We start from the raw sequence: 14,705 nt of genomic DNA, 5'->3' as shown, positions 1-14,705 counted from the left end.
CCAACCGACGGCACATCTCCGACTGAGGTCACCAGCTAGCCACCCTGGTCGTCCTGCAGCATGCTGCGGCGTTCCTGTTCGCGCTTGGAGTAGGTGGCTGCCCGGATCGTCTCGTCGCTCTCCAAGCCCGATCCCAGCGCGCCGCCCACCGTAGCGACCGAAGCGACGAACCAGGACAACGTCCAGTACTCCGTGGCATGCAGCGGGGTTCGTGTCATGGAAGCGAACAGTCGGTCGTTGAGGATGAACAGCGCCCACACCCAGTTGATGACCATCAAACCCACGTAGCACACGAGCACCCCGATGCCCACGGTCACGACCGTCGAGGCGTTGTAGAGAGCCGCCCTCTTCCTCGCCTCTGGCGAAACCTCATCCGTTCGATGCCACAGGTCCGCGTCCACGATCAGCCAGCCGATCATGAGCGCTACCGACCCGACCATGGCGATCACGAGGCGTGGCGTGCTCAGGGACACGGCCAGGCTCCAGACGGTGGAGTCCATGGTGGCGACTGCTCCTGTGGCGAGTGCCGCCGCCAGGGCTTTCGACAAGCCCGGTACCAAGCGCCACGGCCGGTTGGCGCGGACCATACCGAGGAGCACCCTCAGGTAACCGCCCGGTCCGCTGACGACGTACCGGAAATCGGCGATCTCCTCCTCACCGACCTGGCCCGGATGGATAGGCACGAGACGACCGATGAAGGGCCCCCGCAGCGGCTGACTTCCCGGAGGCCCCTCAGCCCCAGTGGCCTGCGGGCCCGCCAAGCTGAGCACGGCTTCTTCCACGGCCTGCCGTGCCCTTGTCTGCAGCCGGAATCCCCCCAGCGGAGGAAGAGACAGCAGCGCCAAGCCGTGTTCGTAACTCAGATCCACCACGAGGTTGCGCCCGTGAGAGTGCAGCGGCAGGTCGGTGAGGGCCACGACGACGTCCCAGTTCTCCGCACTTCCGCGGTCCATGATCCGGCGCATCAAGGTGGGCGGGTCCTCGGTCCCTGCGGTGAAGGGCTCACTGACCACCTCAACTTCGAACCGTCGCTCCTGGCCCCACTTGTCGGCGAGCCGGGTGGGAAGCATCCGGACCATGCGCTGGGCGATCTCCGTCGGCGCATCCGGATCCGCCAGGAGAGCCACGACCGTAACGCCCCGAGACGACACCCGCATGACTCCTTCCGGTCGGCTACCCCGCGATCCCACGTACCCACAGGATGCCCCCGAGGTGACGTCGACACGGCGTGACGCGCTGGCCCGCGCCGGCGGGTCAGGCGGTACGGTCCGCGACGACGCTGCCGCGCCCGGCTGGTGGCCGGTGGAGCCGGCGCCGTTCAGGAAGATGGCCGACGGGCTGCCGGGGATCGTGCGGGTGGCGGCGGTCGCTCGGCGTTGTTCCTGGTGTGGCGGAGCGGCGGGTGCCCCGCTGAGGGGGCCGTGGTCGTGCCTCTCTGACCGGGGATGCCGCCGCAGGCACTATGGCAGGCATGGCTGCACACTCTCTGACGGTCGGCTTCGACCTCGACATGACTCTGATCGACTCGCGCCCCGGCATCAAGGCCGTCTATCAGGAGCTGTCGGCCAGGACCGGCACCTTCATCGACGCCGACCTCGCGGCGAGCCGGCTGGGGCCCCCGCTGGAGCATGAGATCCGCCACTGGTTCCCCGAAGAGCGGGTGGCGGAGACCGCCGCTCTGTTCCGCGAGCTGTATCCGCAGTACGCGGTCGCGGCGACGCCCGCCATGCCCGGCGCCCGGGAGGCCATCGATGCGATCCACGCGGCGGGCGGCCGGGTCATCGTGGTGACGGCGAAGTACGAGCCCAACGCCAAGCTGCACCTGGAACACCTCGGCCTCGACGCGGACGCCCTCTTCGGCTCCCTGTGGGCGGCAGGCAAGGCCGAGGCGCTGCGCAAGCACCATGCGCAGGTCTACGTCGGCGACCACATCGGTGACGTCGTCGGGGCGCACACCGCGGGCGCGCTGTCCGTCGCGGTCGCCACCGGCCCGTGCGATGCCACGGAGCTCCGCGACGCCGGTGCCGAAGTAGTGCTCGCGGACCTGACGGAGTTTCCGTCCTGGCTGGAGCGCTGTGTGGTGGAAGGGGCGGACGGGGCGACGGCGCCGCCACCTGACGGCGCTGAGCGGTAGCAGAGCGGTCACTCCGGCCGCGGCGATCAGAAAACCGAGGCCCATCAGCAGGCCCCACCCTTCGCCTCGATCCGCAGCGCACGCCAGGCCAGGCCAGGCCAGGCCAGGCCAGGGCCATCCTGCGGAACCCCACCCTGGCCGTCCACGACAACCCGCACACCTTCCTGATGTGTGTCCACAGCGCGCATCCGTTGAAGTAGGCGCGATCCAGAGGGTCCCACGGGGTGTTGAAGCCGTGCCCTGTGGACGACCTCCGCGGTTCGTTGCGTTCGGCCACGACGCGGCCGTCGGCTTTTTCGATGCTGACTCTGTCAGCCGTGAAGTCGGTCTTCTGGCCGGGGGCGCCGAACGGCATCTCGAGTCGCACCTCCCCATGGCGGTCGGGGCGAAGCGGGGCTCGGCGCGGCCAAGCCTTTCCAGTCATCTCATGGCGAACCGCTGACAGCCATACCCAGCCCCCTGAATTGGCGGCCTGACCCGGCAGGAAGGTGAGTCACCGAGATTGCGGGCGAGCGGGGCTTCTCGCCTGAGGCGGCAACGGGTGGCGCCGACAGGGACTCAGGGTTCGATGACGAGGCGTTCGATGAGGCCGTCGCGGAGTGTGAACTGGTAACGCAGATCGATGCTCCCGCCAGGGAAGTTGCCCTCGAGGTGATGGGTGGCGATGTAGCGGGTTGCGTCGGTCTGCTGGGCGCCGGTGAGGTGGGTGGTGTAGGTGAATTCGGTGGCCGATCCGTCGAGCCACTTCCCGATCGCCTCGGTGCCCTCGTAGGTGTTGCCGTCGTCGATCACTGTGGCTTCGCGGGTGAACGCCGTGACTGCGGTCGCGGTGTCGTGGGCGCGGTGTGCTGTCAGGTAGCGGGTGATCACCTCGGGCAGGGTGTTTGGGGTGCTGGTTCGGGGCTGGTTGTCGTGCATGACGCTCCTTGGGATGGTGGCGGGTTCAGACGGTGGGGGTGGTGCCGCCGTCGACGACGTGTTCGGCGCCGACGATGGCCGAGGCGCGGTCGGAGACGAGGAAGGCGACGAGCTCGGCGACTTCCTCGGGCCGGTTGGGACGGCCCAGCGGGATCCCGCCCAGGGATTCCATGAGCCGGCCCAGCGCCGCTTCCTGCGTGATGTCTGCGTCGTGTGCGATCCGGGCGACGAGGTTGTCGGCGGCCGAGGTCTGCACGAAACCGGGCGAGACGGTGTTGACGCGGACACCGTGCGGGGCGACCTCGTTGGCCAGGCCCTTGCTGTAGGTGGTCAGGGCAGCCTTTGCGGCGGCGTAGGCCAGGGTTCCGTTCCACAGCGGCATGCGGCGCTGGATCGAGGTGACATGCACGATCACGCCCTTACCTGTGGCAATCATGTGCGGCAGGAGTGCGCGGTCCAGGCGAACGGCGGCCAGAAGGTTCGTGTTCAGCTCCCTGGCCCAGTCCTCCTCGCCGAGCGCGGCGAACCCTCCAGCCGGCGCCTGGGACCCGCCGAGGGTGTTGACCAAGATGTCGACGCCTCCCACGCGGGCGTCCGCCTCGGCGGCCACGTGGGCTGCACCCTGGGCGGTGGACAGGTCGGCGGTGATGAACGCCTTCTCCTCGACGGTGTCAGGGCGGCTGCGGGCCGTGACCAGCACGGTCGCGCCGGCCTGGGCGAGACGTCGGGCGATGGCGGCTCCGGTGCCCTTGGTGCCGCCGGTGACCAGAGCCCGTCGGCCTTCCAGGGATTCGCTGATGATCGTGGTCACGGTGTGCTCCGTCCCGGGTGCGGGCGCAGAAGACACCGCTCCCGCCGTTACTGCTAAAGTAGAAGCCACTAACTTCGACTTTAGCAGTAACCGAGGGGATGAGCGTCATGGCAAGTCGGATCAGGCTGGAGGACCAGGAGTGCCCACTGTCCACGACGGTGGAACACGTAGGTGAATGGTGGACGCTGCTGATCCTCCACGACGCTTTCGACGGCTACACGCGCTTCGACCAGTTCCAGGAGAGTCTGGGCATCTCCTCCAGCATGCTCACCACCCGGCTGAAAACCCTCGTCACCGACGGACTACTGGAGCGCCGGCCCTACCAGACCAACCCCGTACGCCACGAGTACGTTCTCACCGAACTCGGGCGCTCCCTCCGACCGGTGGTCGTCACCCTGGCCGCGTGGGGTAACTCCCGCCTCACACCGGCCGAACGCAGCATGATCCTCATCGACGCGCACAGCGGCGAGGAAGTCGAGCCCGTCGTCGTCGACGCCAAGACCGGCCGCCGGCTCGACGACAGCGACACCTACGTCTTCACCGCAGGTCCCGCAGCCAGCGACGCCATGCGCCACCGATACGCAACACGACCGACCACCCCCGCGGAGGCGTAAGGCTGACCCGAACCGGCGCCGAACAGCCGCGTGCAGCGCCGGACACACCTCGTACCTGATCGGCCAGGCAACGCCGGATCGCCGGCAGCATCACGCACGCCAATCGTCCCGAGCCGTTGATAACTAGATCAAGTGAGGCGAGGGGCAACGTCGGTCGTTTTCCAGGCTCTGGCCCGTGAATCCCCAGGTCAGGGGCGGGAGCGCGGGATCGTTTCAGCACGGTGGTTCCCGCCATGGCGAGCAGGACGGTCGAGGATGTGCTGTTTCCCGGGATCGATCTGCGGGAGTGCAGCGCGTCAGCGGCTCCTGCGACGCCTTGGTCGTGGAGCGGTGTCCACCGCTCGGCCCGGCCGGTGCCCGAACCGCCAGAAGCGGGCCGGACGCGTGCACAGTTTCTACCAACGCACCCTGAATGAACGGCCGTTGGGCTCCCGTCAATTCGTGGTACGGGCGAGTGCGCCGGTACTTCTGCGACCACAAGAACTGCTCCCGCAGGACGTTCGTCGAGCAGGTGCCGGGCCTGCCCGAGCGGCATCTCCGGTCAAGCACCGTGCTGACGGGCTGGCTGCGGTCGATCGCGATCGAGTTGGGCGGCCGTCCAGCCGCGCGGCTGTGCCGCCGACTGCGGCTGACCGCGGGCCAGGCCCGCCTGCTCAGACTGCTGACAGCGCCAGCGGTGCCGGACCGTGGGCCGCGGGTGCCGGGAGTGGACGAGTTCGCCTTCCGCAAGGGCTGCACCTACGGCACCGTGGTGGTCGCCGTCGAGGTCGGCCGGGTCGTGGACGTACCGCCCGACCGCACTCCGAGACGTTTGCGGTGTGTGGCGCAGGTCGGTCAAGGTGATCCAGTCGGCGAGTCCGGCGTCGGTTGGAGCGGCCTCAACACTTCCGGGCTCGGCAGGCTCAAGGCGAGCTTCGGCGAGGGTGCGCAAAGCACCCTTCAAGTCACATTACGTCCTCTCAGAGTTCGCACTGAACATGCACGTACTCGCGCTTCGAGCGGGGTTGGACCGTACGGGCGGCGTTCCGACCTGACTCGGTCCGGGCCCGGAACGGTGTGACGCACAGGCGCCGCCCCGTCAGCGCCTCGCGGAACCCGACGGCCGGAACCTGCGTTGGGCTACCCAACAACATCCCCGACCACGGGAGAACGGAGGACGGCCGATGCGAGTCACCGTCGTGGAGGGGGCCTCGCCGGGCTGACCTGCGCTCTGAGCCTGTACGCCGCGGGCTTCCGCCCGCAGGTGCGGGAGGCGGCACGAACCATCGAGGCGGTCGGCGTGGGAATCAACCTGCTGCCGCACGCGGTACGGGAACTCGCGGAACTCGGTCTGGCCGACGAACTGGCGGCCATCGCGCTGCCCCCGCACCGGCTGAGCTACCGCGACCGGGCGGGCGAGCCGGTGTGGGAGGAAACCCTGGGCTCGCGGCGGGTTACCGCTGGCCGCAGTACTCCGTACACCGCGGCCGTCTGCACCTGATGCTGCTGGCCGCGGTGCGCAAGCGCCTGGGCTCGGGCTGCATCCGCACCGGTCTGCGCTTCCAGCGCTTCGAGCAGACGCCGCACGGCGTCCGGGCCCATTTCCTGGACCGGACCGGCGGCACACCCGTGGCTGAGGACACCCACCTTCTGATCGCTTGCGACGGCATCGACTCCGCGGTACGCGCCCAGCTGTACCCGACCGAAGGGCCCCCGCCCGGGAACGGCGTCCACATGTGGCGCGGGGTCGCACCGTACCCTCGCCTCCTCGACGGCCGGTCGATGGTGGTGGCCGGCGGCACCCCCGGTGCGAAGTTCGTCGCCTACCCGATCGAGGACCGGGTGACGAAGGACGGCGACGCCCTGATGAACTGGGTGCTCGAAGTGCGCCGCGGCACACGCGCCGCACCGCTGGGCCGCTCGAACCGCCGCCTCACGACGGCGGAAGCCCTCACCGGCGTGACGGACTGGAGCCTGCCGTGGGTCGACCTGACGAAGCTGGTCGAACGGTCATCGGCGATCTTCGAGCACCCCATGCTCGACCGCGACCCCCTGCCGCGCTGGAGCTTCGGCCGGGTCACGCTGCTCGGCGACGCGGCTCACCCGATGTTCCCGATGGGCATGAACGGCGGATCGCAGTCCGTCGTCGACGCCCGGGTACTGGCCTGGTGCCTGGCCCGGGAGCACGACCCCGTGACCGCGCTCCGCCGCTACGACACGATGCGCCGGCCGACGGTCAACGCGATCGTCCTGGCCAACCGCGAGCTGGGACCGGAGGAGATCATCGCGCGGGCTGCGGAGCGCAGCGGGGCGCTGCCCGTCGACGAGGCCACGAAGATGGCGAGCGACTACAAGGAGCTGACCCGGGCCACAGTCGCACAGGTCAACTCCCCTGCCTCGTGGACCGTTTCGGGCGGGGACGCGGACCCGGCCACGGATCCTGCACGGTGAGGACGCGCCCGCGGAAGGGCCTCCATGACTGCCGCGGGATCGCTGTGCTTAGTCGGAACATCCATTCGGCGCAGCGCCCGAGGAACTGCGCTCGCGCCGGTACCCCGCGGCGTCCAGTGCCTCGGCGAGCCAGGCCTGGCCGCGGTGAGTACGGACGTGGAGCTGCAACGGGGTGCCGTCGTACAGCTCGCGGTGGCGTCGGGAGGGGAGTTGTATGCAGGGTTCCTGCATGGCGCGGGAGGGTGGGCCGCCTTCGGAGCGTTCGGTCTTGTAGCCCTTCACGCGGGGCGCGAGGGTGCGGGGGTCAACAGCTTCAACAGGGGCGCTCTTGGCGTAGAGCCCTTCGGGATCCACCTTCACCGGACCCCTACGCGAAGCCTTCACGACCTGACGCGAAGCCTCTAACGCGCTGGCGACAGCACTGCCGACCGTTCCGGTCGTCCCGATCACCAGTACTTTCATGCCACCGATCGCGAGCCGCTACGGGCTGGAAGCGAGGGCATTGCGGTCCTGCTGGCACTGGCGCAACCACCAGCCCAAGCACGATGGCGGGCGCACGGGCCGACGCCGGCATGCTGCTGAACGCAGCCTGACGACAGCGCCTGGCAGACCTGTGCGGCATCGAGGAAGACGTGCTGGCGCGGGCGTTGCCGTCCTGGGCGCGGGAGGACGCCAAGCTACCGGCCGAATGGAACGAAGTGCCGACGGCGGTGTGGCGGATCTGCGGCGCGGTCGCCGGGCCGGTGGCCTTCGGCTGTCGGCTGTGCGCCGCCGGGCGTACGGGGACGGTCGTGCGGGTCGTGCGGTACGCCCCGCGGTGGGAGCAGGTGTGTGTCCGGCACGGGCGGTGGCTTCTGGACGCGGGTGCCGACCAGCCCCACGAATACCTGGACGTGCGGGACCTGCCCGAAGTGGCCGCGGCGCAGCGGCGGTGGGCCAGGGGGGCGCGGCGGGCGGTGCGGGGCCGGGGTGGAGAGGGTGTTCGCTCTGGCGCATGCGGTGGCGGCCCGGTGGTGGGAGCAGGCTCGACCTCTACGCCGCGCTCACCTGATCTTGCCGTCGGGGCTGAACGTCAGGTCGTTCACATCCCCGCGGTGTCCCTTCAAACCGCCGGCGCTCGGCCTTCTACTGACCGGGGCAGGTCAGGGACAGGGCCTTTCTTCCGGTAGCGCGTGAATCAATTCTCCCCAGTGGTCCGTTTTGCTCTGCCGGCAGACGCGGGTGGCGATGCGGTCTGCGTTGAGGTCCCATTGTCGGACGTTGGGGCTACCCAAGCTGATGAGGGTGCGGCTATCGGAGGTGAAATCCAGTTTCGGGGACAAGGAAGCCGGGTCGTCCGGGAGTGGTGCACGGTAGCTGGTGAGGGTGGCGGTGGTGCGGTGGGTGGCGGGGTCCCACAGGTGGATGGTGCGGCCCGGCCCGCCCGTGGCCAGTGTTTTGCCGTCTGGGCTGAAGCGGACGGAGGTGATCCTTCCGCTGTTGTCGGTGAGGGTTGCCCGTGCCTGGTGGCTGGCGACATTCCACAGGCGGATGGTGTGGTCGTCGCCGGCGGAGGCCAGGGTTTTGCCGTCCGGACTGAAGTCGATGGCGAAGAGGGTGTTGGTATGGCCGGTGAGGATGGCCATTCGTCGGCCGGTGGTGACGTCCCACAGTTGGATGGTGCGGTCGTCACCGGCGGTGGCCAGGGTTTTCCCGTCCGGACTGAACGCGATCGCCTGGACCGAATCGGGATGCCCGGTGAGCACGGAGATCGTGTGTCGGGTGGCCAAGTTCCACAGGCGAACAGTGTGGTCGTATCCGGCTGTGGCCAGGGTGCGGCCGTCCGGGGATATTTCGAGGCCGGTGACAGAGGTGTTATGGCTGTCAAGCGTGGTCAGAAGCCGGCCGGTGGGATAGCTCCACAGCATCGTCTTGGAGCTGGTGGCTGTGGCGAGGACTCGGCCGTCAGGGGTGAAGGCTTCGGCTTGCACGTAATCGGGTGTGCGGAAAGCGCTGATATAGCGCTGGCGGGCGGTGTCCCAGGAGGTGATCTTTCTGTAGCCGGCTGCTGCTACGACGTTGCTGTCGGGTCGCAGGGCGATGGCGGAGAAGCTGTCCGGGGCAGAGAAGAATCCGGAGGAGGAAACCTCATGTGTACGCAGGTCCCACAGTTTCGTGTGACGCGAGGTGTCGACGGCCGCGACGGTGCGGCTGCCCGGCCGCCATGCCACCGCCCGGGCCCAAGTATCGCCCAGTGTTGCGGTCTTGTGTCCGGTTCTCGTGTCCCACACCGAAACTCCGCCCGTGCCCATCGGGCTGGCTGTGACTAGCTGTCTGCTATCGGGAGCGAAGGCAAGTGCTGGTGCAGCGCTGTCGGACACGGACAGGGTCTTCTTCAGTCTGTGGCCGGAGCCTGTCCACAGTTTCGCGGTGCCGTCGTTGCCGGCAGTGGCGAGGGTGCGTCCGTCGGGACTGAAGACCACGGTCGTCACAGCGTCGGCGTGACCGGTCACAGTGGAGGTCCACCGGTGGGTGTTGACGCTCCAGAGCCTGGTCCTCCTGTCGTCCCCGCCCATCGCGAGGGTGCGTCCGTCGGGGCTGAAGGCCACCGCGTTGACCGCCCCGCCAGGCCCGGAAATGGTCTCCTTCGGCTTATGTGAGGACGTGTTCCACAGGCGGACGGTTTTGTCCGCACCCGCTGTGGCGAGAGTATGGCCGTCGCGGCTGAACGCCACACCGTTGACCGCTCCCTGATGGCCGGTGAGGACAGCTTTGGCGCGATGCGTGGTGAGGTCCCACAGACGCACCGTGCCATCGTCGGCGGCGGTAGCCAGGGTACGGCTGTCGGGTGCGATGGCGACGGCATTGACGCCGGCGACGTGCCCCACGAGGGTCGCAAGCAGACGGTGCCCGGTGGAATCCCAGAGTTTGACGGTGTGGTCGTCGCTGGCGGTGACCAGAGTGCGGCCGTCAGGGGCGAAGGCCAGAGTGGTCAGGTCACGGGTGTGGCCGCCGAGGCGGTTGGCGCGGTACTCGGCATACGCACTGATCAGGGCGGAGCGGGCCTCGTCGGTATGAGCGTGCTGGTAGCCCGCCAGTGCTGTCAGCAGCGCTGCCTCCGGCTGGTCGGTTGCCGCATCCGCTGCTTGGCCCGCCAGTTCACGGGAACGTGCCGACTGACGAAGCTCGTTGGACGTGACGGCTCGTTGGACGGCGATGGTGCCTGCGATGAGGGCAAGGACACATAACGCGGCCACGGCTGCGGCGGCTCGGCGTGAGCGGCGTGCCGCGCGGGCCGCGTGCTTTCGCTCTGCCCCGCGGGCTGCGATTCCGGCGTCGAGGAATGCGGTTTCGAGTGCGTTGAGCGCGCTGCGTGCTTGGTCTGCGAAGGCTTCTTCCGCGCGGGTGAGTCGGGTGCCGCGGTAGAGGGTTCCGGGGTCGCGGTCGAGTTCCTGCCAGCTGGCGGCGTCGCGGGTGAGCTGGCGGTGCAGGCGGATGCGGTCGCGCTCATCGGTGATCCAGCTGTGGAGCCGGGGCCAGGCGGTGATCAGTGCTTCGTGCGTGAGGCGGACATGGCCGTCGTCGAGGGTGAGCAGCCGGCTGTGGGCGAGGCGGTTGAGAACCGCGTCGGTCTCGGTCTGTGCCTCTTCGGTGCAGGGCTCGGTGGTGGCGAATTCGGTGCGGGCGGTGGGACGGTGGGTGTCCTGGGTGCCGTTTCCCGGCGCGATGAGGCGCAGCAGGATGTGGCGGGCGAGGGTTGCCTGGGCTGGGGTGAGCTGATGGTAGGCGTCTTCGGCGGTGCGGGCGATGGAGGCGTGCAGAGCGCCGGCGGCTTCATACGCCTGGGTGGTCAGTGTTCGTCCTCGGCGGCGGCGCCAGGTTTCCATCAGGGCATGGGACATCAGCGGCAGGGCGCCGGGTTCGTCTCCGACGTCCTCGATGATGCGGGCGGTCAGGTCCCGTTCAACGATCAGTCCTCGGGCCGCGGCCGGCGTCACGATGGCTGCCCGTAGCTGGTCCTTGTCCATGGGACCGACCAGGACCACGGTGTCCTTGAGAGCAGCCGCCAGGTTCCGGTGGGCGGCGCAGTGGCCGAAGAAGTCGGCCCGTACGGCGAGGACCACGCGTAGTCGGCTGGTTTCGTCGCGCGCGGCCAGCAGTCGCTCCAGGAAGGCCCCGCGTTCGGCATCGTCGCTGCAGACGGTGAACAGCTCTTCGAACTGGTCCACCAGCAGCCAGGTTTCCCCGGTCCCGGCGGCCGGTTCCAGACGTTCGGCGTGCGCCATGGGGTGTGGGCCGGGGGTGAGGATGCGCACGGCGGTCGGCATCTGGTGGGCGACACCGTCTGTGGAGCGCAGGCCGGGGACGAGCCCGGCGCGCAGCAGTGAGGACTTGCCGCTGCCGGAGGCACCCACCAGCGCGGTGACGCGGTGCCGGCGGGCGGTGCCGGCCAGTTGCGCCGTCAGCTCGTCGCGGCCGAAGAACAGGTTGGCGTCGCCCGGCTCGAAGCGGGCGAGCCCCCGGTAGGGCGGATCGGAGTCCTCCTCCGGCGAGCGGGGCTGCTGGGATAGCGCCTCGTCGGCCTCCGTCCAGCGGCGTCGCCACTCCTCCTCGTCGCCGCCGCAAGCCCGCACGTAAGCCAGAAGTACCGGCAGTGTCGGCAGGCGTTCGCCGGCAGCCGCCTGCGACAGCGTTGCCGCGGAGTAGCCCGCCCTCCGGGCCATGGATCGGTAGGCCGGTGTTCCCGCCTCGTCCCGGAGCTTGCGTAACTCATAGGCAAAGCGCTGAACCGGTCCGTCCTGCGGATCGATCGGATTCTCCGGACGCCCCACTCGACTCCCCCAAGATCTTCGGCCGCTTGCCCGCCAGCCTAGGAACCGCACCACCAGGCCACAACGGCGCAGAGATCAAGAACAGCCCTGGGCTGATTGATTAGCGCAGCTCAGGTGGGGTGCCAAACAACTCCACAGCGGGTGAACTCGATGTTGTCGGGCCGCGCTTCCCCGCTTCGGGGCACGGGCGGATCCGATCCAATCGATCACCAGCATCACGCATTCCGCGTGATCACCATCCAAAGGGACACATCATGCGTATCCGTCTTATCGCCGCTGTGGGCGCCGCCGCCACTGCCCTCACGCTCGGTGCCGCTCTACCGGCCTCCGCCAGCAACGCCCAACCGTCCGCCGGAGGGTCCCACGCGGTGGCCGCCCACCACACCGCCGACCTCGGGGCGCTCGCGGCCAAGAGGAAGGTCAAGGTCTACCAGGACGCCAAGTACGACAACCGCAGGACAGTCTTCACCAGCAACCGGCGGGACCTGGACAACGACGGCTGGGACAACACCATCAGCTCCGCCGAGAACCTGGGCAAGTGCAAGGTCAAGCTCTTCCAGCACGCCGGCTACCACGGCGCCCGTATCACCCTGGAACGGGGCGAGCGCGAGCCCCACTTCGGCGACCACTCCGGCATGCATGACAGCACGAGCTCCATCAAGTTCTACTGCTGACAGCAGGCTGTGTCAGTAACGCACTGCTGACGGGCGGGGTGCGGCGAACAGGGGACGCCGCACCCCGCCCTGCCCTCCCTCCAACGTGCACCGCCCGCTCCACGATGAGAGGCCGCCATGTCGCCCTCCCGCGCCCGCACCAGCACCGCGCTCGCACTGTTCCTGGCCACCACCGCCTGCACAGCCGCCGAGCACGAACCCCCGCGCGCCCCGCACTCCCTGCCGGTGTCCCGGCAGGCCAGGCAGCTCCGGCTGCCACTGGATGCCTACGCCTCGACCGAGGCCGAGACCTACCTCGTCGAAGACGCAGAGGACATCCTCATGCGCCGCTGCATGAACGGCCTGGGCATGGAGTGGAAGGCCCTGCCCCCGGTGGCAGCCCAGGACACCGAGCCGCCGAACCTCCGACGGTACGGAGCCGACCAGGTCGAATCCGTCCACTACGGGTACCACCCGCACCCCGACCCGCCGTCGGTGGTGCGGCGCAGCCGCGCCTGGGACGAGCGCGAGGCGCTCCCCGCCGAGGTACAGCGCGCGGCCTACGGCCCCTCCGGCACGGGCGGCTGTCTCAAGACTGCCGACCACCAACTCGTCGGCGACACCGCTCTACCCAGCCACCGCGCCTTCAACGAGTTGACCGGCAAAGCCCTGGAAGCCTCCCGGCGCACCCCCGAAGTACGCGACGCTCTGCGCCGATGGCACACCTGCATGGCCAAGGCCGGCTACGACTACCCGGACCCCTACGCCGCCGCCGGCAACAAGCGCTGGAAGACGGCCGAACCCACCCCCGCCGAACGCGCCACCGCCCGCGCCGACGTGACCTGCCAGAAGTCCGCGAAGCTGGTGACGGTGTGGGCAGCGGCCGAGACCCGGGTCCAGCAGCGTCTGATCCAGCAGAACACCGACCGCCTGCACGAGGCGAAGGCCCGCAAGGACCGCTGGCTGGCAGCCGCCCGCCGCGTCCTGAGACGCGAGGGCCGTACAAGCCACCCGTCCCCAGCACCTTGATGGGCGTCACCGTGCTCGGCTACAAGGACCGACTCGTCGCGATCGTCGAAGGGGCGTGCGGCTCCGATGCCGACGGTGCCGGGAACGGTGTTGATCCAATTGTCAACCAGTGTGTCGAACCAGGCGGGTTCGGGTTCGCCCAGGCGTGCGTCGTCGTCTTGGATCAGCGGGGTGGAGCAGTCGGCGAAGACCTCGAGTTCGTGGTGGGAGAGAAGCTCGGGGTCGTTCGGGGGCGGGGTGGAAGTCATGTGGAAGGGTGCTCCGTCGGGCAGTGTGTACAGGGTCTGGGCGAGAGTGAGTTGGCCGGCCATCACCTCGGGCGCGCCGATGCGGTGGCGCAGCACTGTCTCCTCGACGAGGAGGACGAAGCGGTGGTTGCCCTCTTCGATGTGCTGTTCGGCGGAGCAGGCCGCGTACCAGGCACGGATGTCGGCGTCGGAGGGCAGGACGCGGCCGTTTTCGATCCGGGATGCTTGGACCTGCGCCAGCCACAGCGGGCCGCCACCTTGAACGCCTTGAGGCCGGCGTTCCTGTGGGTCGTCGCCGTGCTCGGGGTCTGGGCCTCGCCTTCGCCGGAGAAGATGTTGAAGCGCACCAGGCGGTCGTCGATCAGCCAGAAGTCGTTGCCCGGCAGCGACAGGTCCGAGGCGCAGCGGCGGCCCAGCCAGCGCACTTCCTCGCCCGCGCGGACTGGCGGTGATGGCGTGCTCGAAGCGGACGTAGTCGGTGACGGGCTCCGAGATGACCCTGGCGCGCCGTACGGCGACACCGCGGGCGACGGTGCGCTCCACCGCGCGCAGGATTCCTGCGGCAGCAGCTGGTCCTCGACGAACCGGTCACCGGCCTTCCAAGCACCGCGCAGCTGCCGCCCGGCATCCAGCTGCCGCGAGGCGCGCCTAGAGGAGCACCTGGTAGGAGCGGCTGCGGAGCGGGACGTGGGTGACTATCCCGTGGCGTTCCAGGGCCCGCAGGTGGTAGGCGACGTGGAGGCGCACGACCCGACCGCGCCCGCAATCTCCCGGATGGAGGGCGGGTAACCGACATCGTCGGTGAGTTCCCGCAGCGCCCGCACGATCCGCGCCTGGGCGTCAGTCATGAAGGCGGTCACCGCCGGGCCTCGGCCGGCCCCGAATCCCAGGTGTACTGCTTGAGCGCCATGCGGGCCGCCGGGGCCCGGCCGGGGATCGTCGCCCAGTACGGGTGCGTGGCGATCCGCACCGACAGGCGCTGCAGGGTGCGGCGCAGGACGGTGGGCGAGCAAGGGAAATGGAGATGCTGGCTCTTGGCCTGCGCACGCAGGATCTC

The 14,705-nt window shown here is 69.2% G+C and carries 11 protein-coding genes and 2 pseudogenes; 6 read left to right on the top strand and 7 right to left on the bottom strand.

Annotated features, from left to right (window positions below; translation table 11 throughout):
* Positions 1-35: 35 nt before the first annotated feature.
* Complete coding sequence (locus AB0411_RS17620) at positions 36-1,157, bottom strand: hypothetical protein (protein ID WP_366418188.1); 1,122 nt, start codon at positions 1,155-1,157, stop codon at positions 36-38.
* Positions 1,158-1,471: 314 nt separating this feature from the next.
* On the opposite strand from AB0411_RS17620, the gene AB0411_RS17615 reads away from it, so the two are divergent.
* Entirely contained in the window at positions 1,472-2,134 is a 663-nt protein-coding gene (locus AB0411_RS17615) for an HAD family hydrolase (protein WP_366418187.1), read from the top strand.
* A gap of 558 nt (positions 2,135-2,692) precedes the next feature.
* On the opposite strand, the gene AB0411_RS17610 is transcribed toward AB0411_RS17615, so the two are convergent.
* Complete coding sequence (locus tag AB0411_RS17610) at positions 2,693-3,052, bottom strand: nuclear transport factor 2 family protein (RefSeq protein WP_366418186.1); 360 nt, start codon at positions 3,050-3,052, stop codon at positions 2,693-2,695.
* Positions 3,053-3,077: 25 nt separating this feature from the next.
* Positions 3,078-3,863 (bottom strand): SDR family oxidoreductase, encoded by a 786-nt coding sequence (locus AB0411_RS17605; RefSeq protein ID WP_366418185.1) that lies wholly within the window; start codon positions 3,861-3,863, stop codon positions 3,078-3,080.
* A gap of 107 nt (positions 3,864-3,970) precedes the next feature.
* On the opposite strand from AB0411_RS17605, the gene AB0411_RS17600 reads away from it, so the two are divergent.
* The 3 genes from AB0411_RS17600 to AB0411_RS17590 all read left to right on the top strand — a co-directional run bounded on the left by AB0411_RS17600 (position 3,971) and on the right by AB0411_RS17590 (position 6,907).
* Complete coding sequence (locus AB0411_RS17600) at positions 3,971-4,477, top strand: winged helix-turn-helix transcriptional regulator (RefSeq protein WP_366418184.1); 507 nt, start codon at positions 3,971-3,973, stop codon at positions 4,475-4,477.
* A 1,279-nt stretch (positions 4,478-5,756) separates the two neighbouring features.
* On the top strand, positions 5,757-5,957 hold the full coding sequence (locus AB0411_RS17595; protein ID WP_366418183.1) for a hypothetical protein: 201 nt from the start codon (positions 5,757-5,759) through the stop codon (positions 5,955-5,957).
* On the top strand, positions 5,957-6,907 hold the full coding sequence (locus AB0411_RS17590) for an FAD-dependent monooxygenase (RefSeq protein ID WP_366418182.1): 951 nt from the start codon (positions 5,957-5,959) through the stop codon (positions 6,905-6,907). Before AB0411_RS17595 ends, AB0411_RS17590 begins: the two co-directional genes overlap by 1 nt.
* A gap of 204 nt (positions 6,908-7,111) precedes the next feature.
* On the opposite strand, the pseudogene AB0411_RS38140 reads toward AB0411_RS17590, so the two are convergent.
* Positions 7,112-7,255 (bottom strand): annotated as a pseudogene (locus AB0411_RS38140) (DUF6009 family protein); the annotation flags it as partial.
* A 794-nt stretch (positions 7,256-8,049) separates the two neighbouring features.
* Entirely contained in the window at positions 8,050-11,718 is a 3,669-nt protein-coding gene (locus tag AB0411_RS17580) for an nSTAND1 domain-containing NTPase (protein WP_366418180.1), read from the bottom strand.
* A 254-nt stretch (positions 11,719-11,972) separates the two neighbouring features.
* On the opposite strand from AB0411_RS17580, the gene AB0411_RS17575 reads away from it, so the two are divergent.
* Together AB0411_RS17575 and AB0411_RS17570 are read left to right on the top strand one after the other, a co-directional pair.
* Positions 11,973-12,392, top strand: a complete 420-nt coding sequence (locus AB0411_RS17575) for a peptidase inhibitor family I36 protein (protein ID WP_366418179.1) — start codon at positions 11,973-11,975, stop codon at positions 12,390-12,392.
* A gap of 117 nt (positions 12,393-12,509) precedes the next feature.
* A complete protein-coding gene (locus tag AB0411_RS17570; protein WP_366418178.1) occupies positions 12,510-13,400 on the top strand; it encodes a hypothetical protein in 891 nt (296 codons plus the stop codon).
* Between the two features lie 564 nt (positions 13,401-13,964).
* Here AB0411_RS17570 and AB0411_RS17565 read toward each other — a convergent pair.
* Positions 13,965-14,191 (bottom strand): annotated as a pseudogene (locus AB0411_RS17565) (DUF6879 family protein); the annotation flags it as partial.
* A 152-nt stretch (positions 14,192-14,343) separates the two neighbouring features.
* Positions 14,344-14,496: a hypothetical protein gene (locus AB0411_RS17560; RefSeq protein ID WP_366418177.1), complete on the bottom strand. Its 153-nt coding sequence runs from the start codon at positions 14,494-14,496 to the stop codon at positions 14,344-14,346.
* Positions 14,497-14,705 lie beyond the last annotated feature (209 nt).

Origin of the sequence: Streptomyces angustmyceticus, from assembly GCF_040701845.1 — a bacterium.
GTDB classification, from domain to species: domain Bacteria; phylum Actinomycetota; class Actinomycetes; order Streptomycetales; family Streptomycetaceae; genus Streptomyces; species Streptomyces angustmyceticus_A.
The sequence above is the reverse complement of the archived record's forward strand: the minus strand, read 5'-3'. Positions and strand labels throughout refer to the sequence as shown.

Bases quoted from the DNA above. Each gene is read 5' to 3' on its own strand.
- AB0411_RS17610 (WP_366418186.1), bottom strand. From the start codon at position 3,052: ATGCACGACAACCAGCCCCGAACCAGCACCCCAAACACCCTGCCCGAG.
- AB0411_RS17575 (WP_366418179.1), top strand. From the start codon at position 11,973: ATGCGTATCCGTCTTATCGCCGCTGTGGGCGCCGCCGCCACTGCCCTC.
- AB0411_RS17620 (WP_366418188.1), bottom strand. From the start codon at position 1,157: ATGCGGGTGTCGTCTCGGGGCGTTACGGTCGTGGCTCTCCTGGCGGAT.
- AB0411_RS17615 (WP_366418187.1), top strand. From the start codon at position 1,472: ATGGCTGCACACTCTCTGACGGTCGGCTTCGACCTCGACATGACTCTG.
- AB0411_RS17600 (WP_366418184.1), top strand. From the start codon at position 3,971: ATGGCAAGTCGGATCAGGCTGGAGGACCAGGAGTGCCCACTGTCCACG.
- AB0411_RS17590 (WP_366418182.1), top strand. From the start codon at position 5,957: ATGCTGCTGGCCGCGGTGCGCAAGCGCCTGGGCTCGGGCTGCATCCGC.
- AB0411_RS17570 (WP_366418178.1), top strand. From the start codon at position 12,510: ATGTCGCCCTCCCGCGCCCGCACCAGCACCGCGCTCGCACTGTTCCTG.
- AB0411_RS17560 (WP_366418177.1), bottom strand. From the start codon at position 14,496: ATGACTGACGCCCAGGCGCGGATCGTGCGGGCGCTGCGGGAACTCACC.